The following is a 19,643-nucleotide window of genomic DNA, read 5'->3' as shown; positions in this document are numbered from 1 at the left end:
CACGTTCCGTCCAGTATTCATTGAACCCGGCCCCCTGCACGAAAGCCTATGAATCTATCAAAACGAATTGAAACGGATGATGGGAGCAAGTGTGTAAAATATGCCCACGATCGGATCATCAGGGACGAATCCCCTCCTCCGTCATCCGCTGCTTAATCTCGTTCAGCATATCCCGGGCAAAAGCCTGAAGCATCCGAGGTTCCACGCTCACTTCATCCGTCTGTCCTCCATACTGAAGAAGACACTGGCGCAGGAGCGGCTCATACGCAGGCGGAAGGGACTCGAGCCCCCATTCGCCGCCTTCCTTTTTGGAGGACACTTCGCCTTCCCGCAAAAATCGCAAAATTCTGCACAGATTTAGCGTGTAATATACCGGCGCCTCGGCGATCTGCTCCACGGCATGCTCCACATCGGACCAGATCGACCGGATGTACATCTCTTTCTCCGGCCTGAACACGGACGGTGAGGGCTCCCCATACAGCGTTATCCCACGGTGGTAAATGACCATCATATGGGCCGCAAGATCAGGGTCTTCATAACCGCCGCACACATATTGCGCATCAGATTCATACCGCTCCCGGTGAGCCTCCGAATAATGGAATTCAAACGGTGTTGGGTGCAGCGGCTCCCCGGCGTACTGCCTGAGGATGACGCTGACTTCCATCCCGCGGTGCCCCGGCATCAGACCGTGAAGCTCAAGAAGGCCTCGGGCAAGCCGAGTCCAAACCTCCGGCCCCGGCTTCTCTTCAATGACCGCCAGGAGATCAATATCGCTCCGGTCTTCACGGTAACACCCCATCGCCAGTGAACCGTGCAGATATAAGCCGGTCAACGGTGCTCCAAGCTCGGTAATAAAAAGCTGTGTCAAACGGTGCAGCACCTGCTGCGTATTCATAATTTTCCTCCAATATAGAAAAATGGCTGCCCCCTTACCGGGAACAGCTGTCATTTCGGCACTATGACCCCTTTTTGCCTGATCCGAAAGCAATCGCATACCGATCCGGATCGATCAGCACGAAGTCTTTCCAGTCCCCCCAATCCTGATGTTCCAGCACAGGCTCCTGAATGAACTGCGCTCCTCTAGCTTTGAAATGCTCATACAATTGATCCAGTTCTTCATGCGTTTCGACATATGCGTAAGTGTCCCATGGAACCATCTTGTTGTCCCCGGAAGGGTTGGGACGGACATCCTCTGCCTTTGCCGCCTGAATCAATTTGAAGCCGAGGGCAAAATCATCCCTTACCGCCCAAACGTCCGACACGTCACAGCCGAGCACATCCGCATAAAAACGCTTGGACCTCTCTAAATCCGAAACCAATCGAACCTGAACCGAAAAGTGAACTTTACTCAATGAACATCATCCTCCGAATGGTTGATTCTCCTTCGTGCGCTCAACCTCTTCCTGGATTGACCGCAAGGCCAATGGATGAGCTCGAAGGGTTGCTCTATGAAACTGTCAGATACAGCGCTTTCAGTCTATCACAAATTTTAACAATGATACATATGATTTCCTACTCCTTCCACATTCTCGTCACCTGCCGCAGGGTCTCTCCCTCCCACTCCGTCTTGTAAATATCCGGCATGGAAGTGGATTCCCAGAAGGCGTAATCGAACCGCGGGTCAAATTCGCCCAGCATCAACGTCATAATATCGCCGTGAGTCCCAATGACAATCCGCTTTCCGGCATGCTCATCCAGCAGTTTCCGGATCACCTGGGCTGCTCTATGCCGCGCCTTCAGGCTCGACTCTCCCCCCGGAAAAGCAAAAGCGGCATCGCCGTATACCTTTTGCTTCGCTTCTTGAAACGATAGGCGCCCGATCTGCCCGATTTCCCGTTCCCTCAAATCTTCTTCTATGATGATTTCCCTGCCCGCGGAGTCGGCCGCATCCCGGATCGTTCGCACGGCTCGCTCGTAGGGACTGGAAATGTACAGGTCAATGCCTTCACCCAGCAGTCTGTCCTTGACCGCAAGCGCGTCTGCCAGCCCCTGACGGGACAGTCCCCGTGTTCGTTCCCTGCCTTCCTCATAAGGCGATTCGGCATGCCGGACAAAATACAGAATCGTGTTCCGCTTCAGGTGATGTACTGAATTAGCAGTCATGAACCAGCAACCTTTCCATTTTATTGGGTTAAAAAAGAAAAAGACCCGTTTCAACTTCATCATACCAGCGATCCTGCCGCTGACATATCTGAAATTTTCACGGGTGCTTATATGAAGATAATAACGGTTCAAGCTCTTCTCGCCAGCTCGTAAGGCAGACACAGCGGGACTCCCGTCCGGGGGTCGACGAGGATGTCGGCTTCTATAGCGAAGACCTCCCGCAGCACTTCCCGGGTCATGACTTCGCCGGGTGTTCCCTCCGCCACGACTGTGCCTGATTTGATCGCCACCATATGCTGCGCATACCGTGTGGCATGGTTCAGGTCGTGAACGACCATAACGATTGTGCGGCCCTCTTCCTCATTCAGCTTCTGCAGCAGCTGCAGCACTTCCAGCTGATGCGCCATATCCAGGAAGGTCGTAGGCTCGTCGAGGAACAGAATATCCGTCTGCTGAGCCAGCGCCATGGCAATCCATGCCCGTTGGCGCTGGCCGCCGGACAACTGGTCGATCGCCCGGTCCCTAAAGGCCCCAAGCCCCGTAACGTTAATGGCCCACTCGATAACCTCACGGTCCTGCGTGCTGATGCTGCCAAATCCCCGCTGATGCGGCGAACGGCCGAAGCCGATCAGCTCGGTTACGGTCAGCCCATCCGGGGCCGTGGGGGTTTGCGGCAGGATCGCGAGCTGCTTCGCCACATCCTTGGTCGGCTGGCTGTGGATCGATTTGCCGTCGAGCAGCACCGCTCCGGAGGATGGCTTCATCAAGCGGGCCATCGTTTTGAGAATCGTCGATTTGCCGGAGCCGTTGGAGCCGACCAAAGCGGTAATTTTACCCGCCGGAATGCTCAGGTTCAAATTGTTGACAATGAGCGTATCGGCGTATCCGATGTTCAGCTGCTCGGTGCCGAGCCTCGACTGGAGCTGCGGTTTATCCTCCGTGGCGATCTCTTGCTCCGGCCAAGCCAATGTGTTTTGTACCATACCGTATCATCCTTTTTTAGGGATTGTATTTCGCGGCGGATTCGCCGCTCCGCATGCAGGGTGCCTTATGCTATGTTCAACGTTGTCGAATATACCGTATCGTCTAACGCATAATTGCCTTTGTTGACACATTATGCGTGGAAAAGTGCAATTTATGTGTATGTATACACACTTATTATGATAATGATTCTCAATTTCATTGTAAAGAGTTTTTTCCCTCTTCTCCGTCTTATCTCGCGAAAAAAGGACAATGGAACTCATGGTCCCATTGTCCAAATATTGTTTCCGGCTTAATTACTCAAAATGTCCTTCAGCTGTTCCTGCTTTACGGCCGTGACCCGGGTCGTCTTCTTGTCAAAAGAGACGTTGACCTCCTCCACCAGCTCAACCTGCCCCTCCGCGAACGTTAGGGTGAGCGTGACTCTATAGGGTGTCTCGATGTACACCACGGTTAGCTCCAGCTGCAGATCCTCGGTCAACCGGGCCGAAATGACGGCTTCCTGCCGATGCATGGCCAGATCCTTCCGGAAGATGTCCTTGGTGCTTACCTTCTTCGTCAAATCAAAGGGAAGTTCGCGCCGGCTGCCATTGGCATAACGGATCCGAAGCTCGGACCGCTCATCCAGGCTGCACACCGTAATCTCGGCAACGCCGCCTGGCTCTGGAGCTTGGACACGGTATTGCCCTGCCCAATCATCCGGCATAGCGGACGAAGCAGAAGGTACCCGGTGCTCAGCGTCTTCCTGCATTCGCGCGATCCGCTGTAGAAGCAGCGGGTACGCTTCGGAGCTGACTTGTTGCGATCGGTCTACCCGGTCCACAATATGCTCATAGATGAGGTCCAGCAGCTGCGGCAGCTGCTTTTTCATATGGCTCATGCCGGAAGAGGCTGCAATGACAATGCCGTGCTTCGGAGCAACAAAGCAGAGCTGCCCGAACCCGCCGTTTCCCATATAACACCCCTGCCGGCACCGGAAAAATTGGTAGCCATACCCTTCCGAAAAATCGGCCCTCGTCTCATTGCGGCGGTTATCGCTCTGCTCCGCGGTGGCTAACCGGATGTATTCCGTCGATACGATTCTCCGGCCGCCATACCCGCCCTCGTTCAGCAGCATCTGACCGAACTTCGCCACGCCGTCGATGGGAATGCTCAGCCCCATGCCGCCTGCGGTCACTCCCATCGGGCAGGTTTCCCAATCCACCGAGTCAATTCCAAGGGGCTCGAACAATCTCGGTTTTACATATTCGACGAGGCTCATGCCGGTCGCTCTTTCCAGAATGGCGGCAACCATGTAGGTCGCATGGGTGTTGTACACGTAATGGCTTCCCGGCGGATGCTCCGGCGCCAAGGATAAGAACGTTTGGGCCCAGTCTGGCCCGGATTCCATCACCCGGCCGTAAATGTTGTCATGATGTCCTGTATTCATCGAAAGCAGATGGTGGATGGTCATCTGGGATAAGTAGGGCGGGACGTTACCGGCAAGCTTATCGGGAAAATACGAAACGACCGGATCCGTCAGCCGGATATATCCTTCGTCCCTGGCAATTCCCGCCGCAATGGAAGTGAAGCTCTTGCTGAGCGAAAATAATAACGTAGGTGCCTCTTCCCGATACGGCTGACGGTTGAAACGGGCCGTAACTTTTCCATTCTGAAGCAGCATCAAACGGTTGACCTGAAGCTCCAGTTCCTCGATCCGTTCTAAGAACCGAAGTACATCGCCGGACGACAGGCCGTGGCTTTCCGGCTGTGCGGTTTCCAGTTCCAATCCCAATCGTACACCTCCCTTTTATTAAAGTTCCTTAATGAAAAAGAGATTCAAATCATCGTCCACCCGGACCATCTCGCCCGGCACGACCGGCTGGTTCTTATACACGATGCCGTTGCCATCGGGAATGTAACCTCTGCGGCAGTAAATGCGCTGTGCCTTACCGTAGTCCTTGAATAAGCCCACACCGATGCCGATCCGTTTGCCCTTGCGGCTTACGATCGATTCAAACTCCTCCAGGATCCGGTTGCCGATTCCTTGGCGCTGGAAGACGGGGAATACGTTCAGATCGTTCACTTCCGGAATGCCCTGCTCTTGGAAAGGGGGGTAGTCCGATTCGTATTTCAGGTGACATACCCCGGCGACCTGGTCATCTGCATAGGCGATGATCGTTTCACGGACACCCGCTGCGTTTTCAGCGAGACATTTGTCGTAGTACTCATCGGGGCGGAAGATGTCATGTTCGGTAAAAGCCTGCTTCCACTGCTGCTTTAATTCCTCTGAAGTGAGCAAAGTCAGCGTGATTTTCATTTACAGCACCTCCATATCGATTGTATTTTTGTTCCCACGTTTCGCGGCTCTCTTTTAAAAGTTAATGTTCACTTACTTTAGCATTGATGATTAAAGAGATTCGCGATTATAATATGTATAAATATACCACGGCTTGATAGTAGAGAGGGGAACTGCCATGCGATCCGCTGAAGTCCATAATTACGACTTTGCCTTTAGGCAGGCCGCGATCGGCATGGCCCTTATCGCGCCTGACGGAGCCTTCCTAAAGGTCAACCCCGCTTTATGCACCCTCCTCGGTTATACACCTGACCATTTCACTGTGCCGGATCTTCTTCCCGCGATTCAGGAACTGTCCCGCGACATCGTTAAGTGCGGGGAGTGGCTGCAGTCCATGAAACGGGATCAGCACCGGATCGACCAGCATTACTATCATCCTTCAGGACAACGGTTGTCCCTTGATATCCGCATCTCCTTGATTCGAAATGAGGCCGGGAAACCTGAGATTTACTTCACCCAATTCGAGAACAGGACCCAGATGATGCAAATGGAAACTAGGCTGCATTATACCGAAACCCATCTGCACGAGCGGGAGGATTCCTTCATGCAGCTGCTGGATGGCCTCCCCCTGTCCGTGCTGATTACGAACCACGGCCAGATTCAGTATGCCAATCCTGCCGGACTCAGGCTCATTCATGCAGACAGCCTGGAAGCCGTAATCGGCATGTCAACGGACGATTTGGTCGACGCCGCCGACCACGAAATTCTGGCCGAGCGCAAGCAGCGGCACTACAACAACAGGCCCATCGGCTCCGTACGCTATCGCATCCGCTGTTTCAATGGACAGCTGAGGCATGTGGAAGGATTTTCACTGAAGATTACCTATCAAAAAAAGCGGTGCGTCATCGGGATCTTTAAAGATATCTCCGACCAGAAGCTTGAGGAAGACCGGCTCATGCAGTCCGAGAAGCTATCGACAGCAGGGCAGCTTGCCGCAGGCATCGCTCACGAAATCCGCAATCCGCTGACCGCCATTTTCGGCTTTTTGAAGCTCCTCCGCACTTCCAGCCAAAACAACGACCAGTACTTTGCGATCATGGAATCCGAGCTGAAGCGGATCGAATTTATCGTCAATGAGCTGCTGGTGCTGTCCAAACCCCAAGTTTCGCATGCGAGCAAGCCAATGGACATTTTGCCGCTGCTGGACCAGGTGATTACACTGATGAACGGCCAGGCTGCATTAAAAAATATCGAGATCGTTTCCGCCTTCTCCGAACCTTCCATCTGGATTGCCGGCGAGGCCAACCAGTTGAAACAGGTCTTCATCAACCTGCTCAAAAATGCGATGGAAGCCATGCCTCAAGGCGGCATCATCCGGATCCACGCTCTCTCCCGGAACAACGAGGCCTTCATCAGCGTTCAGGACGAAGGCTGCGGCATGACGGCGGAGCAGATCCAGGCGCTGGGCAAGCCCTTTTTCACGACCAAGGAATCAGGCACCGGTCTTGGGTTTATGATCACACACAACATCATCCATAATCATGGCGGGAACATATCGGTCCAGAGCGTGCCCCAGGAGGGCACCACGTTTACCGTGACGCTCCCTGTTATTTCCGAGCCGGAGGCAGCCTCATCATAACAAGCCTAATCCGGTGATCAGCCGATAATTTTAAGTTTCACATCCTGGGACCAAAAAAAGGACGGTACTCCCGCGTTATGCTCCTATGTATTGGAGGAATACAGCAGAATGCCGTCCCTCCGGCTCCAGCCTGATTTGGCCCAAAAATAATTGCCGATCTCATTCTCCTCGATCACCATGATATGGCACTTGGCGATGCCCTCTTCCCGGAGCTTATCCAGCCCGGCTTTCGCCAGTTTTTGCCCGATGGCTCGGCCCCTGCAGGCCGGATCGACCGCAACGTGGTAGATATACCCCCTTCGGCCGTCATGGCCGCACAGAATGGTGCCGATCACCCGATCACCATCGGTGGCGACAAAGCTCATGCCCGGGTTCCGAACCAGGTACCGGTGAATCGATTCTTTCGAATCGGCGTCGCTGAGCGCCATCCCTTCCGTTTTGCCCCACAGCTCCATGCATTGTTCGTAATCCTCAATCAACAGCTCTCGCAGTGTTTCCATGATGTTAGTTTCCTCCAGTCATTGATAAGAACAAACGTATATCGATGTATATCAATGAAGCCAGACCGCATTTAGCGGGGCTTTTTCTTGCGATATATCGAAGCTCGATTCCCCGAAGCTTATTCTTTTCCTATATCTTAAGAACAACGTATATCGATGTATATTCAATGAAGCCAGCCGCGCCAAGACTATGTCCCGGCCTCCGCCCGCTATACCGACTCCGGACCGAGAATCTGTCTAAAGTGGTGCCGCATATGCTCCAGGTAATCGTTCACCAGCCAATCCAGCGTCGCTTCACCGCCGCCGGGAAGAATGCAGGTTTTGCCGTAATCCTCCGCGGTCAAACGCTCGAGAACATGGACAATTTGCCTGTTCAGCATAACCCACAGCGTAATGATATCCGTCTGGTTGTATTGCTCCTGATACCCGTGCAGGTCCACCCACCGGTCCTGATCGTATCCCTCAAGGGATACCGGATGCGCCGACTGTTTTATTTTGACAAAACGAAGATGGTTGTTCGCTGCCGAATCGCATAAGTGACCCACGATCTCCTGCTTTGACCACTTGGCGGGTCCTTGCTTGTGTCTGAACACCTCTTCGGGCACTGCTTTCAGTTCGCTCTCAAAATATCCGACTAAACGGTTCAAGGTTTGACTATAACTATGATTCATCCTACTTCTCCTCTCCATTTGCTGCACTGTATTCGATCAGCCAGCAGTCGCGGTACTCTCCTTCATGCCATTCGCGTTTTTCCAGCAGTTTGATCTTGCGGAAGCCGCATTTTTCGTATACGCGCAGAGCCCTGGCGTTCCAGGTTTGCGGGTCCATGACAATTTTATCGGCTTGAAGCGTGTTGGTCAGATAAGAAACCATGCCTTGAATCAGCCTTGTGCCGATTCCCCGGTTCCAGCAGTCGGGCTCCCCAATAAACTGATCCATGCCGAAAATTCGCCCGTCCCCTTCGCCATAGCCATATACCTCGCGTTCCTCCGGATCGACCGGATAATATTGAATATATCCGATATCGCGGTCGTCCAGTTGAATGATGCAGGCTTCGATTTGATCATCTCGGTAAAAGTGCTCCTGCACCATGGCCATATCATGCGGACGGTCCCGGCCTTCATAATATTCGAGGACGCGTGGATCGCTGAGCCAACGGACCAAATGGTCCGCATCGCCCGCCTCCAGTTTCCTTACGCTGACCCCCTGCTTGCTCCAAAGAACCAAAATTGCGCCTCCTCCCTCATAACTCAAGCACGAAGCGTTTGAGCCTTTTTATATGAGAAGCTTAACGTTTTTGACCACGTAGTGGTACCCTGACATGACGGTCATCATCACGGCGATCACCATCAAGAAGGAATCGACGCGAAGGCTAGTCAGCCATTGAAAAGGATAGTTATTCAGCAGCACGGCCGTAATGGCGACGACCTGGGACACCATTTTCCACTTGCCGTACCGATCTGCCGCCAGAGCGATTCCCTGGGCCGACGCCGCCATTCGCAAAGCTGTAATTATGAATTCACGGCCAATCATCACGAAGGCCATCCAGGCCGGAATCATCCCGGCTTCGACCATCATTATCAGCGCTACCGAAACAAGCAGCTTATCGGCAAGCGGGTCCAATAGCTTCCCGAGATTGGTAACCAGGTGGTATTTGCGGGCAATATACCCGTCCAGCTTGTCCGTAGCGGAAGCAAGAACAAATACGCCCACCGCCATATAGGTCCCGTACTGGTTCAGAAATTGAATGAACGCGTTGGAATCCGCCAGCCGTACGGGGTACTCTGCAAAAAAAACGATAAACACGGGGATCAGCATGATTCTGGCCAGCGTCAGCTTGTTCGCCGGGTTCATGCATCCTTCCTCTCAAAAAACGTGATCCGGTTACCGAAAGGATCGATCACGCTCACCTCCATATCCTCAAGCCCAGGGCGCGCATGCTTGTACTTCTTCGCTATCAGTTTGGCATGGAGGCTCTGGATGTCTTCGACTTCAACACGGATCGCCGAGCCGGGGGTGCAGTCGCCGTGATGCCCGCTCAAATGGATCTCACAGTCCCCGCTGGACACCTGCATGTATAAGGGAAGATCGTCTTCATAGCGATGCTCCCAGTCCATCCGGAATTCCAGGAAATCCACGTAAAACTCCTTGGCTTTGTCCTCATCGAAAATCCGAAAGATCGGTGTGATCTTCTTCATCACTTATCCTCCTCTAAAAGTTCATCCAGACTTATGCTCGGTCCGGCTATCTACAGGCAATGCGGCGGCAAGCTGCATAGGCGCCGACAGTTGAGCATACCGGCTCTCCACATAGGGATTGAACCAGACCGCATGGATGACCTTCATCCCTGCCTGGTGCGCCCCATCCAGCTCTCCGGAGCCTCCGTCACCTACAAACACGCAATCCTCCGGGAGTATTTGCAGCCGTCGGCATGCGAGTTCATAGATAGCAGGGTCGGGCTTACAGCATTGTACCTCGTATGAAAAAATAACGTCGTCAAAATACCCGGCCAGCGGGGAATCTTCCCAGCCCCGGACTTCCTCCTCCGAACAGTTGCTGATCAGTCCCAGCTTCCAGCCATGGGTACGGAGGTTTGCGAGCATTTCCAAAATGTCAGGGCGAACGGCTTCAAAAGGAATCCGCTTCTCCTGGATCCTTGCCTGGTAGAGCGACTGAACGGACTGTTCGTCCGCATCCAGGCCCCTGCTCCGGCAAATATCCCGGATGACATCCGGAAAACTTGCCAGCTCCCCGCGCATCCGCCGCTCCACCCGGCTTCTCCATTCCAGCTTGAACTCTTCCTGGCTCAGACCAAGCAGACCCGGGTAATCGTAGCGGCGCCCCGATATCCGCCGGCCATCCGCATATTCGGTGATTAAGGTCTCGAACAAATCGAACAAAACGGCTTTCGTGCCCAAGCGGCATCCTCCTTATCGGTATTCGGGATTCCGGTTATATCATAGCCCGGCCCGCTTCCCCCATATACGGTTGGAATGACCGTCTCCACCACATGCCCTTCCACGGCTTGCACCTCGTAGGCTTTGGCCTCAGGACGAGAGCTTACCGCCCGGTGAAAAACACCATCTACATAATGCAGTGCCGCTCCGTCATCTGCGGCTATTCCCCCACCGATTTGTCCGCTTTGGATCAGCCGGTGATAACTGGGCCTTCGGTCCGCTTCCCCGTCATAATGGGGACAGTGGCTTCCTGAAAGCAGGCCGAGGCCCTCCAGCCGGGTCAGGTCGCCAGGGATGGAATCCGTCACGCCTTCCTCAAACCAGCAAATGGAACCGGCGCTTAGCCCGGATAGAATCACCCCATTTTCCCAGGCCGTCTTTAAATATCGATCCACACTACGTTCCTTCCATACCGCAAGCATCGATTTCGTATTGCCGCCCCCGACATAAATGATATCTTTGTCAAGAATAAAATCCTCCAAATCGAAGGTTGGGGGGGAGACCAGGGAAAGATGAGAGGGAGTGCATTCCAGACGCTGAAATGCATCATAAAATCGATCGATATACCCTTGTGCGTCACTGCTCGCCGTTGGTACAAAGCAAACTTTGGGGCGGCCGGTACCTGCCTGCTGAAGAATGTACAGATCCAGCAAGGGGTTATCCGGTTCCATTGAGAATCCTCCGCCACCCATAGCGATAATTTGTTTGATGCTATGCCCTCCTTTCCGTAACGTGTCATCAATTCCAAGTAAAACTGCCCCAAGCGACGTTAATTTACCTATTCGACGGGAAAACGCCATCCCCTTTCTTCGCCGGGTACTTGCTAAAAATGGATCGATATGGTAGCCTGTTAGTAATTTAGGAAGAACGGAGGGTTACGTGTGGTAGATCAGTTTATCCGGGTTCGCACGTTTTGCAACTAACATATTGCAAAATTCTCTGCTTGTACGCGGAGGACTCAGGATTGGTCTGCCATTTTTTAAAGGTAACCCAGGTTTATAACGACTATGGCTGAAGCATCGTCTGTAGGAACACGCATGATCATGTCCAGCCTGCCTTTAAAAATTCATCTCACATGAACGCATTGCGGGATCGTACCCTTAAGGGATAGGAATGATAGTCTCTCCCTGCCCTAGGGCCTCTTCCGTCTTTCATGTAAGACCTCATATCCTGCGGCCGAGGAACGGTTGTTCCTTGGACCGGGCGGTCCTTTCGCGAAACGCTGACACAGGCAGACAGCCTGTGTTTTTTTGTGCTTATTTTTAGATTAACGATGATTCCGGCAAGGAGGGTTACGTGTGGTAGATCAGTTTATCCGGGTTCGCATGGTGTACAGCTGCTAAGAAAAAAAGCCGTTGGCTTTGCTGTGTACAGAGAAACTCAGGATAGGTCTGCCCTTTTGCCAGGTAACCTCCTTTTTGCTCAGGACAAAATGTCGCTTGGTCGATGCATAATGTGCCGCCACCTGCCGCTTCAATGCCGGGCTTATATGCCGATGAACTGCTCTTTCATGCAGTGCGTCCGTCCCGCACGGTTGCCCTTCATTCGGTGAAATCGTCCGGATTCCGCGGCGTTATCCTGAGTCTCTCCACTTCACAGCACAGCCGATGGGCAAGAAACCATCGCTGGATAACGGAGGGATTCATGGATGCATAAACATCGACAACGTCATATAAAGACGCACTTGAACATAGAGAAACCCGCAGCAAAAGGACAGCACCTGCTGCACCACGAGCCGGTCATTCACGACATGATCGGAATGGCCGGTGTCACAAACGCCGACACGGTGCTCGATCTGGGCGCCGGGCGGGGAGCCATCACGTTCCCGCTTGCGAAGAAGGCAGGCAGAGTGCTGGCCATTGAGAACGATGCCGCATTCGCCGCCTCCCTTCGGCAAAAGGCGGTTCCCGGCTCCAATGTGGCCGTTATTGAAAGGGACATTCGCGAGGCTTACCTTCCGAATGAGCCGTTTCATGTTGTAGCCAACATTCCATTTTTCATGACGACATTCATTCTCGAGAAGTTGCTCGACCCGCCGGGTTCTCCGTTCCAGGGGGCGGTGTTGATCGTGCAGCACGGAGCAGCCAAGGGATTTACGGCAAGGCAGATTCGCAGCCCGCGTCTGCTCAAGTGGCGGATGTGGTTTGACTTCGAGCTGGTGAAGGTTGTGCCCCGGCGGCATTTCTCACCCCCACCTCAGGTGGACGCAGCCGTACTCCGTATTCGGAGACGGAAAACGCCTTGGCTTCAGACGCAGCATCATCATGCATTCGGCGGATTGGCCGAATACGCGCTGAACGAGCCGGCACTGCCGGTGTGCGAGGCACTGGCGGGGATTTTTACACCGGTGCAAATCAGGCACCTGCTGCAGCAAATCCGGGTAGAACGGAATACGCCCGTATGCTTACTGCGCGAGCGGGATTGGGCAGCCGTATTTGATACGATGCGGGAGAAGGTCCCCTCTTATCGCTGGCCGAAAGCAACAACAAAGAAAAGGAGCGCCAGGTAGGCGTGAATTGAAATCTAAGGAGGAAACACAAATGACAGAACAACTCATTAAAGTAGATGGTATTGAACTGTGCACCGAAAGCTTTGGACGAAAGGAAGATCCGGCAATCCTGCTCATTATGGGCGCCACCGCCTCGATGATCTGGTGGGAGGATGAATTTTGCCAGCGCCTTGCTGACGCGGGGCGGTTTGTCATCCGTTACGACAACCGCGACGTCGGCCAATCGATGAACGATGAGCCCGGTAACCCGCAGTACGGTTTAGAGGACATGGCCGATGACGCTATCCGCGTGCTGGACGCCTACGGAATTAGCCGAGCCCATGTGGCAGGGATGTCTCTCGGCGGCCTGCTGACGCTGATGGCTACGGTCAAGTATCCCGAGCGGGTGCTGAGCAATACGCTGATCATGACCTCTTCGTTCCGTGACCCGAGTCTGCCGGAAATGGAAGAAAAGGTCGCTGCCTTTTTCGCTTCGGCCGATCAGGTCAATTGGGAGAACGAGCAGGCGATCCTGGACTTTAGCGTTCAAAAATGGAACCTGCTCCGCGGGTCAAAGCACGCTCCGGACGAGGATAAAGTCCGCCGGCTGGCCGCACGGGAGCTGCATCGGACCCGCAATTGGGCGGCGAGCATGTTCAATCATGGCCTGCTGGCCGGCGGAGAGGAACTGATTGCTGGGGTACCGGACATCCGGGTGCCGGCCCTCGTCATCCATGGCACGGAGGATCCGATCATCCCTTATGCCCACGGTGAGTCGTTGGCCCGGGAGATCCCGGGCGCCCGGCTGCTGACCCTGGAAGGGACCGGCCATGAGCTGCATGAGGACGATTGGGATGCCATTCTGGATGCGATTATCCGGCATACCGATGGCGTCCAGAAGAGCGAATCGAGATCAGTTAAGTAATTAGCAAAACAGCGGGCAGGGATGAGTCCCTGCCCGCTGTCTGTATGTAACCCTACGGTTGATGAATCCGATGCTTCAAGTCAGCGCTGCCGTCAATCACTGACATGATGTCTGTCTTCAGCTCAACCGGATATACCGACAAGCCCTGTAATTCCTCAATTGTAAACCATTTGAAGATCAGTCTGCCGCCATCCTCAATGCCTGGGAACTCGCCCTCCCGATCCAGAATTTCATGGCCCTCGGGAAAAGAAAACGTGTAATAAAATCCGGTTTCATGGTATTTCATTCGGTCGTATTCGAAAAAATCCTCATTGACATACAACAGCTTGTCTATCTGTATATCGATGCCCAGCTCTTCCCGGATCTCCCGGATGAGAGCCTGGTCCGTCGATTCCTGAAACTCTACCCGCCCGCCGGGCAGATTCCAGAAATCGTCTTGCAGCGTCGTGTGCAGCAATATCCGATCGCGGTGAACGGCGATTCCCGCAACCCGAAAATTAAATTTGTTCTGCCCTTCTGTAAAGGTAATCACCGAATCACCCAGCTTCCATTCCGCAGCAGCGGCTCGATCGTGCCGTCCTCATGCTCCGCATCGATGCTCAGTTCCGCCGAACCGACCATAAAATCTTCATGCTGCATGCTGACGTTGGCTCCGCGGGCAAGCAGCTCCTCATCGCTGAGTCCCGCCCCGCCCTGCAAATTCGTCGGATACGCATTCCCGAGCGCAAAATGGCAGGACGCATTTTCGTCGATGCCCACGTTATAGAAAACCCGGTTCAGACGGGAGATCGGCGAATCATGCGGTACGATCGCGATCTCCCCCAAATATCGCGTTCCCTCATCGGCATCCAAAAACTGCTTCAACGCCTCATATCCGGTCTCCGCCGTAAAATCCACCACACGTCCCTCACGAAACGTCAGAGTGAAGCGGTCCACCAGCTGCCCGTTCAGCACAAACGGCCGGGTGCTCGATACCGTTCCGTTTGTCCCGGCGCGGTGCGGCATCGTATACACTTCCTCGGTCGGCATATTCGCCACGAACGGAATCCCGCTCTGATTAACCTGGCCGCCGCCAAGCCAGATATGGCCGGGAGCGAGTTCGACCATCAGATCCGTGCCGGGTGCCTTGTAATGCAGCCTGCGGTACTGCTTCGCGTTCAGCTTATCGGTGACGGCTCGTAAATGCTGCGAATGCCTCCGCCAGGCAGCCACCGGATCCTCTTCATCGATATGGTTCATGCGGAAAATCGATTCCCATAATGCGTTCACCCGCTCTTCCTGCGGGCGGTCGGCAAACACTTGATCCGCCCACGCCTGGCTCGGCACGTTGACGATGCACCAGCTGATCCGATTAGTGCGCACGTATCCGAGATAGTTCCGGCGAGCGGCGGCGGCGGCTTTCCGGGAAGCCGATATTTTCGCCGGATCCACGCCCTCATACAAATTCGGATTCTCCCCGTCCAGCAGGAGAACCGCTCCCCCGGACTCCGCAATGCTCTCCATCATGTGCGCCATCCAAGGGGGATAGAACGCAAACGATTCCGGCCCCGCCAGGTCATAGCGCATGCGCTCTACCGTTTCATCACGCCAGTTCAACTGTACATACTTGGCCCCTGCCTGGTAGGCTTTAGCCGTAACCAGCCGCGCAAAATCAGCCGACTCTATAGGCGATTCCACATAGAGCACTTGATCCGGCTGCACATTCACGCCCACTTGGACGAGCAGTTCCGCATATTTTTCCATTTGCTTCTGAAACTCCGTCAATAACATCCCCTGCCTTATCTATTTATATATTGTATGATCTTCATAACGAGCCGATTAGCCGGGTGACCAGAGGAAACGCATAAATGATCCCGATGCAGGCTAGCAAAATCCAGCTGAGAATCCGCGGATACTTGGCACGGTATAGTCTCACGGTACCAAATATACCCGCCACGAGCAATGCCAAACCGGCGATAACCGGCAGATGATACCGGGTCGAACCCCCTGTCCACGGATCCAAACCTAAGCTTGAAAAAATCATGTCCCCCACGGATACATCCTGATGATTTTGCACCAAAAGGACCAGCGCGGCCAGAATCATCAGGAAATAGGGTATGCCCTTTTTCACGCTAAATCACCTCCTCGGAATCTGCTCCGCTTCACTAATTCCTTTCCAGCATCCAATCCAAATGTTTCTTACTATGGCTCCATATCCAATGGGTCCCCGTATGGATCTGGGGCAGCAGCCCATTCAGGGTTCGGTGCGCGAGCACGAAGTCCTCCTCCGTAATAGCCGAACTGCGAAGCGCTTCGCTCAACTCGTCTTCATCTTTGATCACATCGCTGCCGTCAGGAAAGACGACCAAGTCCAGATACAAGTCATCCCAGTAAGGAATGCCCTCCCCGCTCAGGCCGTTCCGAGTCGTCATATCTACGTACCATTGGATGATCTCTAGCTCCGCATTAAACATGGTGGTGACCGCGTAGTGCTCCCCTTCCGGAAACTGCTGCATCCAAACGTATCCCTGATCAGCCAGGCACAAGTCCCGGTTCTGCATCTGTACCACAAGAGGCTCGCTGATTTGATGAATCGAGATGAGTGTCACATGCCCGTTAAATTCTTCGGATCGGAGCGGCCTGCAGGCAAAATCTCTTTCCAGCACCCGCCGCCAATCCTGCCGGTCGGCATATTTTCGCTTCACTTGCTCTCCTCCTAAGCTCTCCGCTTCTGCATAACTTTGGCCGCCCACGCAAAGCATGCGACAGCGACGATACCAATTCCAGTGTACAACCACCATATCGTTCGCATCTCCGGCCCTCCGGAATAAGCACCCTGCTGAATCGCCAAAATGTACGTATCTTCGCCCGTTCGAACTGCGATAGCCTCTTGGCGGCTCCGCCCCTCAATGGCGTAGTAACCTGTTCCTTTGGGATACATATTGGAGAAATTCCCCCGATACGTTCCTTCCCGGTCCGAATACTTCGTGACTTTGCCGATTTTTTGGCCGACGTCCTCGGGCTGAACGGCTTGTGTTGTGACCTGGTAGATATGGCCGGAGTAAACGACAAATGGATAGGCCCAGCTTGCCGAGGCAATAGATAGCGGTAAAAGTAGGATGAAACCAAGGAATAGAGGCAGCACTCTTTTCAAATGACATTCCTCCTCCGAAAAAATAGCCATCAGCAAAAACGCTAGTCCGTGACTTTTTACACGACAACCGTCAGCTTATGCCTGAACCCATGTTCCCCGGGTATAGCCCAGCTTCAGACCTGCCCGCTCCATGTTGCGGTGGCTGGTCGAGGCATAGGCCGCCTGGCCGACCACGATCCGGCAGCCGCTTTGATGCGCTTCGGTGATCCTTTTTTCCAATAGCGCCTGCTGAACCCCCTGGTTGCGGTATTCCGCAAGTGTAGTGGCAAACGTCAGCGAAGCCTTGTCATCCTGGATATACATCACGCCTACACCGGCCGGCTTGCCGTTGACCCACGCAGCAAAGAACTTCCATCCATCCCTGTCATAAAGAACGATGTTGTTGTCGGCGATGTGATGTTTGCCGGATATCGGCAGACCGGTGCCCAGGCAGTGAATTTCGGCATACAAGTCCATTTCGTCTGCGGTGAGTTCCCGGATCGTAATAGGCTCTCTTCCTGTCTCACAAGCGCGCGGTTCGCCGTATAAAGTCGCATGATACCCGGTCTGGTAATAGCCCTGATCAAAAAGCGCCTTCATCAGCTTGGGATGAGTTTTGGAAGGAACCACCTCAAATTGGCATCGGCCCTGCCGCTTCCGATAAAATTCCAGAATTTCATCCAGGCGCTCAGCCTCTTGCTCTCCAATTCCCTTAACCGTATTAAACTGCGGCCACGGCATCGCTTGACTATAGAACGCGGCAGCACCGCCAAAAGTTTGAATGTCGATCCCCATCGGATTGCCGGGCCGCTCCTGAATCGCTTTCATCCGGTCGATCATGTAATCGATTTCGGATTGCTCCATCAGATCGGCCAGTTCTTTGCTTATGTACATATTATGACGTCCTTTCGGGCTTGATCGTTAAAAGACCTATCGGAAAACGCAAAGCATCAAGCGCGCTCATCCTTCTTTTCCCCTTTTGTCACCTTCGCTGCCTCGTGACTCTTGTGCATGACGACCTGCCGGGTCGGTTTGTAGCCGGTCTGCTGATAAAAATCCACCAGGCCGCTCTCGCAAAATAAGCTGACCACGTGGATATTTTTCAGTTCTGCGGTGATCCGGCCGATGATTTCCCGTCCCAAGCCGCGTTTTCTGTAATCCGCATGCACGCCCATATCCTCGATATAGGCACGGAACAAGCCGTCCGAAACCGCTCTCACAAACCCGACCAGCCTGTCCTCGTCCCAGGCGCCGACAGCAATGGATGAGCCGAGCATGGATTCGATATCGGCCAACGTTCTTTCCGGCCACCAGCCCAGGTGATCATACAGCTGTTTCACTTGAGCGGCGGGGATATTTTTCTCCTGATACGTCCGTACAGTGATTGGCCTCATAATTTCAGCTCCTTAATATGGAAATCTTCTTTTGCATTAAATCCTCAAACACAGGCCGCTGAACGGAACTGATCGGCAGCTGTTCGATTTCATCCATGGACTTGAATTCAAGCTGAAGCGACTCCTGCTGAATGTCCTGAAAAAGAAGTGCCCTTCCGTTATCGGAAAGGCTTCCCTGCAAACTTGCTTCCGCCTTGAAGATGAACATGACAAACACAACCTCGTTCCCGTCAGGGTAGGTGTACTGCATTCTCGGCCCGCTATAGACTCCCATCAGTTCATGTTTCAGGACGACCAGTCCGGTCTCTTCCATCACTTCCCGCCGCATCGTCTCCTCAATCGTTTCTCCGGGCTCCATCGCACCTCCGGGCAATCCCCAATCCCCATAATCGGACCTGCGCTGCATGAGGATGCGGCCGGCTTGATCCTGAATAACAGCGCCGCCTGTCACGATAATGCGCATAGCTGCTTCCTCCCTCCTTGTGCAAAATCAACTTTTTGCCCACGCCCGCGCTTTTTCTAATAGCTCAGCAATCGTTCCAGACTTTTCTTCCGAGTATTTCAGCAGCGTGTTGATGCCGCTGGCCAGCGTGTTCCGTTTGGCCTGTGCATAGGCAATCGCTTGTTCCCGATGGGTACGCAAATAATCCCTGAACAGCAGGTTATCCCGCCAAATGGCGGAGTCCCACTCGGTTATTTGCAGATTGATCTTCTGCCCGGCACGTTTACGGTAATGTATCCGCCCCGGCACTCCCGCCTCACCCATGCTCTCATACTGTGAAGCGACCAGCTGCCGGTCTGTACACTCGTCAATGTGAAGCTCCTTGAGGCCGATCAGGATATCGATAATCGGTTTGGCCATCATTCCCTCGATAGACGTGCTACCGATATGGGCAAACTCCACCGCTTGTTCCGCAAACACAGGCTCCAGCTTCCTTTTCTCTTGCTCGTAGATGACCTTCCATTCAGCTTGATAAGGGGACAGCTCGATGATCTCATCAATACCCATCAGTTCCCTCCGATCCGATCATTGCTCCTTTTTGGGACAGCTCCTTATTTAGAAAAATCCAGTCCCATGTCGGCCATTGCCCGCCGAAGCTGTTCTACCGCTGTGGGGCCGATGCCGTGAAGCTGCTTCAGCTCCGATTCGGTGAGTTTCGCGACTTCTTCTAGCCGGGTAATACCCGCATTCCGGAGCGCGCGTACCGCCGGCTGGGCCAGCTTGGGCAAATCACTTTCCGTCAGATCCTGCTTATCCTTTGGCAT

26 protein-coding genes are annotated in these 19,643 nt (G+C 53.7%); 3 read left to right on the top strand and 23 right to left on the bottom strand.

Going from position 1 to position 19,643, the window contains the following annotated elements:
* Nucleotides 1-118: 118 nt before the first annotated feature.
* The 6 genes from MKY74_RS09665 to MKY74_RS09640 all read right to left on the bottom strand — a co-directional run bounded on the left by MKY74_RS09665 (nucleotide 119) and on the right by MKY74_RS09640 (nucleotide 5,383).
* Nucleotides 119-895 carry an aminoglycoside adenylyltransferase domain-containing protein gene (locus MKY74_RS09665; protein WP_076173277.1) on the bottom strand — a complete coding sequence of 259 codons (777 nt, stop codon included), beginning with the start codon at nucleotides 893-895 and terminating at the stop codon, nucleotides 119-121.
* Nucleotides 896-956: 61 nt separating this feature from the next.
* Nucleotides 957-1,352, bottom strand: coding sequence for a VOC family protein (locus MKY74_RS09660; RefSeq protein WP_076173278.1), 396 nt, complete (start codon nucleotides 1,350-1,352; stop codon nucleotides 957-959).
* A gap of 160 nt (nucleotides 1,353-1,512) precedes the next feature.
* On the bottom strand, nucleotides 1,513-2,103 hold the full coding sequence (locus MKY74_RS09655) for a histidine phosphatase family protein (protein WP_076173496.1): 591 nt from the start codon (nucleotides 2,101-2,103) through the stop codon (nucleotides 1,513-1,515).
* A gap of 128 nt (nucleotides 2,104-2,231) precedes the next feature.
* Nucleotides 2,232-3,086, bottom strand: a complete 855-nt coding sequence (locus tag MKY74_RS09650) for an ABC transporter ATP-binding protein (protein WP_084204029.1) — start codon at nucleotides 3,084-3,086, stop codon at nucleotides 2,232-2,234.
* A gap of 290 nt (nucleotides 3,087-3,376) precedes the next feature.
* The gene (locus tag MKY74_RS09645; RefSeq protein ID WP_076173279.1) at nucleotides 3,377-4,858 is read right to left on the bottom strand and encodes a serine hydrolase domain-containing protein; all 1,482 of its coding nucleotides are present in this window, start codon (nucleotides 4,856-4,858) and stop codon (nucleotides 3,377-3,379) included.
* 18 nt (nucleotides 4,859-4,876) lie between these two features.
* Entirely contained in the window at nucleotides 4,877-5,383 is a 507-nt protein-coding gene (locus tag MKY74_RS09640) for a GNAT family N-acetyltransferase (protein ID WP_076173280.1), read from the bottom strand.
* Between the two features lie 157 nt (nucleotides 5,384-5,540).
* Between MKY74_RS09640 and MKY74_RS09635 the strand changes: the two genes are divergently transcribed.
* Nucleotides 5,541-7,001 (top strand): PAS domain-containing sensor histidine kinase, encoded by a 1,461-nt coding sequence (locus MKY74_RS09635; protein ID WP_076173281.1) that lies wholly within the window; start codon nucleotides 5,541-5,543, stop codon nucleotides 6,999-7,001.
* A gap of 83 nt (nucleotides 7,002-7,084) precedes the next feature.
* On the opposite strand, the gene MKY74_RS09630 is transcribed toward MKY74_RS09635, so the two are convergent.
* The 7 genes from MKY74_RS09630 to MKY74_RS09600 form a co-directional block, all read right to left on the bottom strand.
* The gene (locus MKY74_RS09630; protein WP_076173282.1) at nucleotides 7,085-7,501 is read right to left on the bottom strand and encodes a GNAT family N-acetyltransferase; all 417 of its coding nucleotides are present in this window, start codon (nucleotides 7,499-7,501) and stop codon (nucleotides 7,085-7,087) included.
* A gap of 209 nt (nucleotides 7,502-7,710) precedes the next feature.
* Nucleotides 7,711-8,172 (bottom strand): DinB family protein, encoded by a 462-nt coding sequence (locus MKY74_RS09625; RefSeq protein ID WP_076173283.1) that lies wholly within the window; start codon nucleotides 8,170-8,172, stop codon nucleotides 7,711-7,713.
* Between the two features lies 1 nt (nucleotide 8,173).
* Nucleotides 8,174-8,728 (bottom strand): GNAT family N-acetyltransferase, encoded by a 555-nt coding sequence (locus tag MKY74_RS09620; RefSeq protein WP_076173284.1) that lies wholly within the window; start codon nucleotides 8,726-8,728, stop codon nucleotides 8,174-8,176.
* Nucleotides 8,729-8,776: 48 nt separating this feature from the next.
* Nucleotides 8,777-9,355 (bottom strand): CDP-diacylglycerol--glycerol-3-phosphate 3-phosphatidyltransferase, encoded by a 579-nt coding sequence (gene pgsA / locus MKY74_RS09615; RefSeq protein ID WP_076173285.1) that lies wholly within the window; start codon nucleotides 9,353-9,355, stop codon nucleotides 8,777-8,779.
* Nucleotides 9,352-9,699 carry a glyoxalase superfamily protein gene (locus tag MKY74_RS09610; RefSeq protein ID WP_076173286.1) on the bottom strand — a complete coding sequence of 116 codons (348 nt, stop codon included), beginning with the start codon at nucleotides 9,697-9,699 and terminating at the stop codon, nucleotides 9,352-9,354. Before MKY74_RS09610 ends, pgsA begins: the two co-directional genes overlap by 4 nt.
* Before the next feature lie 21 nt (nucleotides 9,700-9,720).
* Entirely contained in the window at nucleotides 9,721-10,419 is a 699-nt protein-coding gene (locus MKY74_RS09605; RefSeq protein ID WP_076173287.1) for an HAD family hydrolase, read from the bottom strand.
* The gene (locus MKY74_RS09600; protein WP_084204058.1) at nucleotides 10,377-11,168 is read right to left on the bottom strand and encodes a Type 1 glutamine amidotransferase-like domain-containing protein; all 792 of its coding nucleotides are present in this window, start codon (nucleotides 11,166-11,168) and stop codon (nucleotides 10,377-10,379) included. The genes MKY74_RS09605 and MKY74_RS09600 overlap by 43 nt, the downstream gene beginning before the upstream one ends.
* A 938-nt stretch (nucleotides 11,169-12,106) precedes the next feature.
* Between MKY74_RS09600 and erm the strand changes: the two genes are divergently transcribed.
* Complete coding sequence (erm, locus tag MKY74_RS09595) at nucleotides 12,107-12,967, top strand: 23S ribosomal RNA methyltransferase Erm (RefSeq protein ID WP_076173289.1); 861 nt, start codon at nucleotides 12,107-12,109, stop codon at nucleotides 12,965-12,967.
* 31 nt (nucleotides 12,968-12,998) lie between these two features.
* Nucleotides 12,999-13,871: an alpha/beta fold hydrolase gene (locus MKY74_RS09590; protein ID WP_076173290.1), complete on the top strand. Its 873-nt coding sequence runs from the start codon at nucleotides 12,999-13,001 to the stop codon at nucleotides 13,869-13,871.
* A gap of 52 nt (nucleotides 13,872-13,923) precedes the next feature.
* Here MKY74_RS09590 and MKY74_RS09585 read toward each other — a convergent pair whose 3' ends face one another.
* From MKY74_RS09585 to MKY74_RS09540, 10 genes are all read right to left on the bottom strand, one after another.
* The gene (locus tag MKY74_RS09585; RefSeq protein WP_076173291.1) at nucleotides 13,924-14,403 is read right to left on the bottom strand and encodes an NUDIX hydrolase; all 480 of its coding nucleotides are present in this window, start codon (nucleotides 14,401-14,403) and stop codon (nucleotides 13,924-13,926) included.
* A complete protein-coding gene (locus MKY74_RS09580) occupies nucleotides 14,400-15,635 on the bottom strand; it encodes an aminopeptidase (protein WP_084204030.1) in 1,236 nt (411 codons plus the stop codon). Before MKY74_RS09580 ends, MKY74_RS09585 begins: the two co-directional genes overlap by 4 nt.
* Nucleotides 15,636-15,675: 40 nt before the next feature.
* Nucleotides 15,676-15,981 (bottom strand): hypothetical protein, encoded by a 306-nt coding sequence (locus MKY74_RS09575; protein ID WP_076173293.1) that lies wholly within the window; start codon nucleotides 15,979-15,981, stop codon nucleotides 15,676-15,678.
* A 34-nt stretch (nucleotides 15,982-16,015) separates the two neighbouring features.
* Nucleotides 16,016-16,555, bottom strand: coding sequence for a DUF402 domain-containing protein (locus MKY74_RS09570; RefSeq protein ID WP_076173294.1), 540 nt, complete (start codon nucleotides 16,553-16,555; stop codon nucleotides 16,016-16,018).
* 11 nt (nucleotides 16,556-16,566) lie between these two features.
* The gene (locus MKY74_RS09565) at nucleotides 16,567-17,004 is read right to left on the bottom strand and encodes a hypothetical protein (protein ID WP_089545667.1); all 438 of its coding nucleotides are present in this window, start codon (nucleotides 17,002-17,004) and stop codon (nucleotides 16,567-16,569) included.
* Nucleotides 17,005-17,079: 75 nt separating this feature from the next.
* Nucleotides 17,080-17,877: a GNAT family N-acetyltransferase gene (locus tag MKY74_RS09560; protein WP_076173296.1), complete on the bottom strand. Its 798-nt coding sequence runs from the start codon at nucleotides 17,875-17,877 to the stop codon at nucleotides 17,080-17,082.
* 56 nt (nucleotides 17,878-17,933) lie between these two features.
* Nucleotides 17,934-18,377 (bottom strand): GNAT family N-acetyltransferase, encoded by a 444-nt coding sequence (locus MKY74_RS09555; protein WP_076173297.1) that lies wholly within the window; start codon nucleotides 18,375-18,377, stop codon nucleotides 17,934-17,936.
* A 4-nt stretch (nucleotides 18,378-18,381) separates the two neighbouring features.
* A complete protein-coding gene (locus MKY74_RS09550) occupies nucleotides 18,382-18,840 on the bottom strand; it encodes an NUDIX domain-containing protein (RefSeq protein ID WP_076173298.1) in 459 nt (152 codons plus the stop codon).
* Between the two features lie 27 nt (nucleotides 18,841-18,867).
* Complete coding sequence (locus MKY74_RS09545; protein ID WP_076173299.1) at nucleotides 18,868-19,386, bottom strand: GrpB family protein; 519 nt, start codon at nucleotides 19,384-19,386, stop codon at nucleotides 18,868-18,870.
* Between the two features lie 44 nt (nucleotides 19,387-19,430).
* Nucleotides 19,431-19,643 carry a DNA-binding protein gene (locus MKY74_RS09540; RefSeq protein WP_076173300.1) on the bottom strand — a complete coding sequence of 71 codons (213 nt, stop codon included), beginning with the start codon at nucleotides 19,641-19,643 and terminating at the stop codon, nucleotides 19,431-19,433.

The sequence above is a fragment of the Paenibacillus sp. FSL R5-0378 genome (assembly GCF_038009285.1).
In the GTDB taxonomy this organism is placed as follows: domain Bacteria; phylum Bacillota; class Bacilli; order Paenibacillales; family Paenibacillaceae; genus Paenibacillus_AQ; species Paenibacillus_AQ favisporus.
This window is presented reverse-complemented; position numbering and strand designations above follow the sequence as displayed.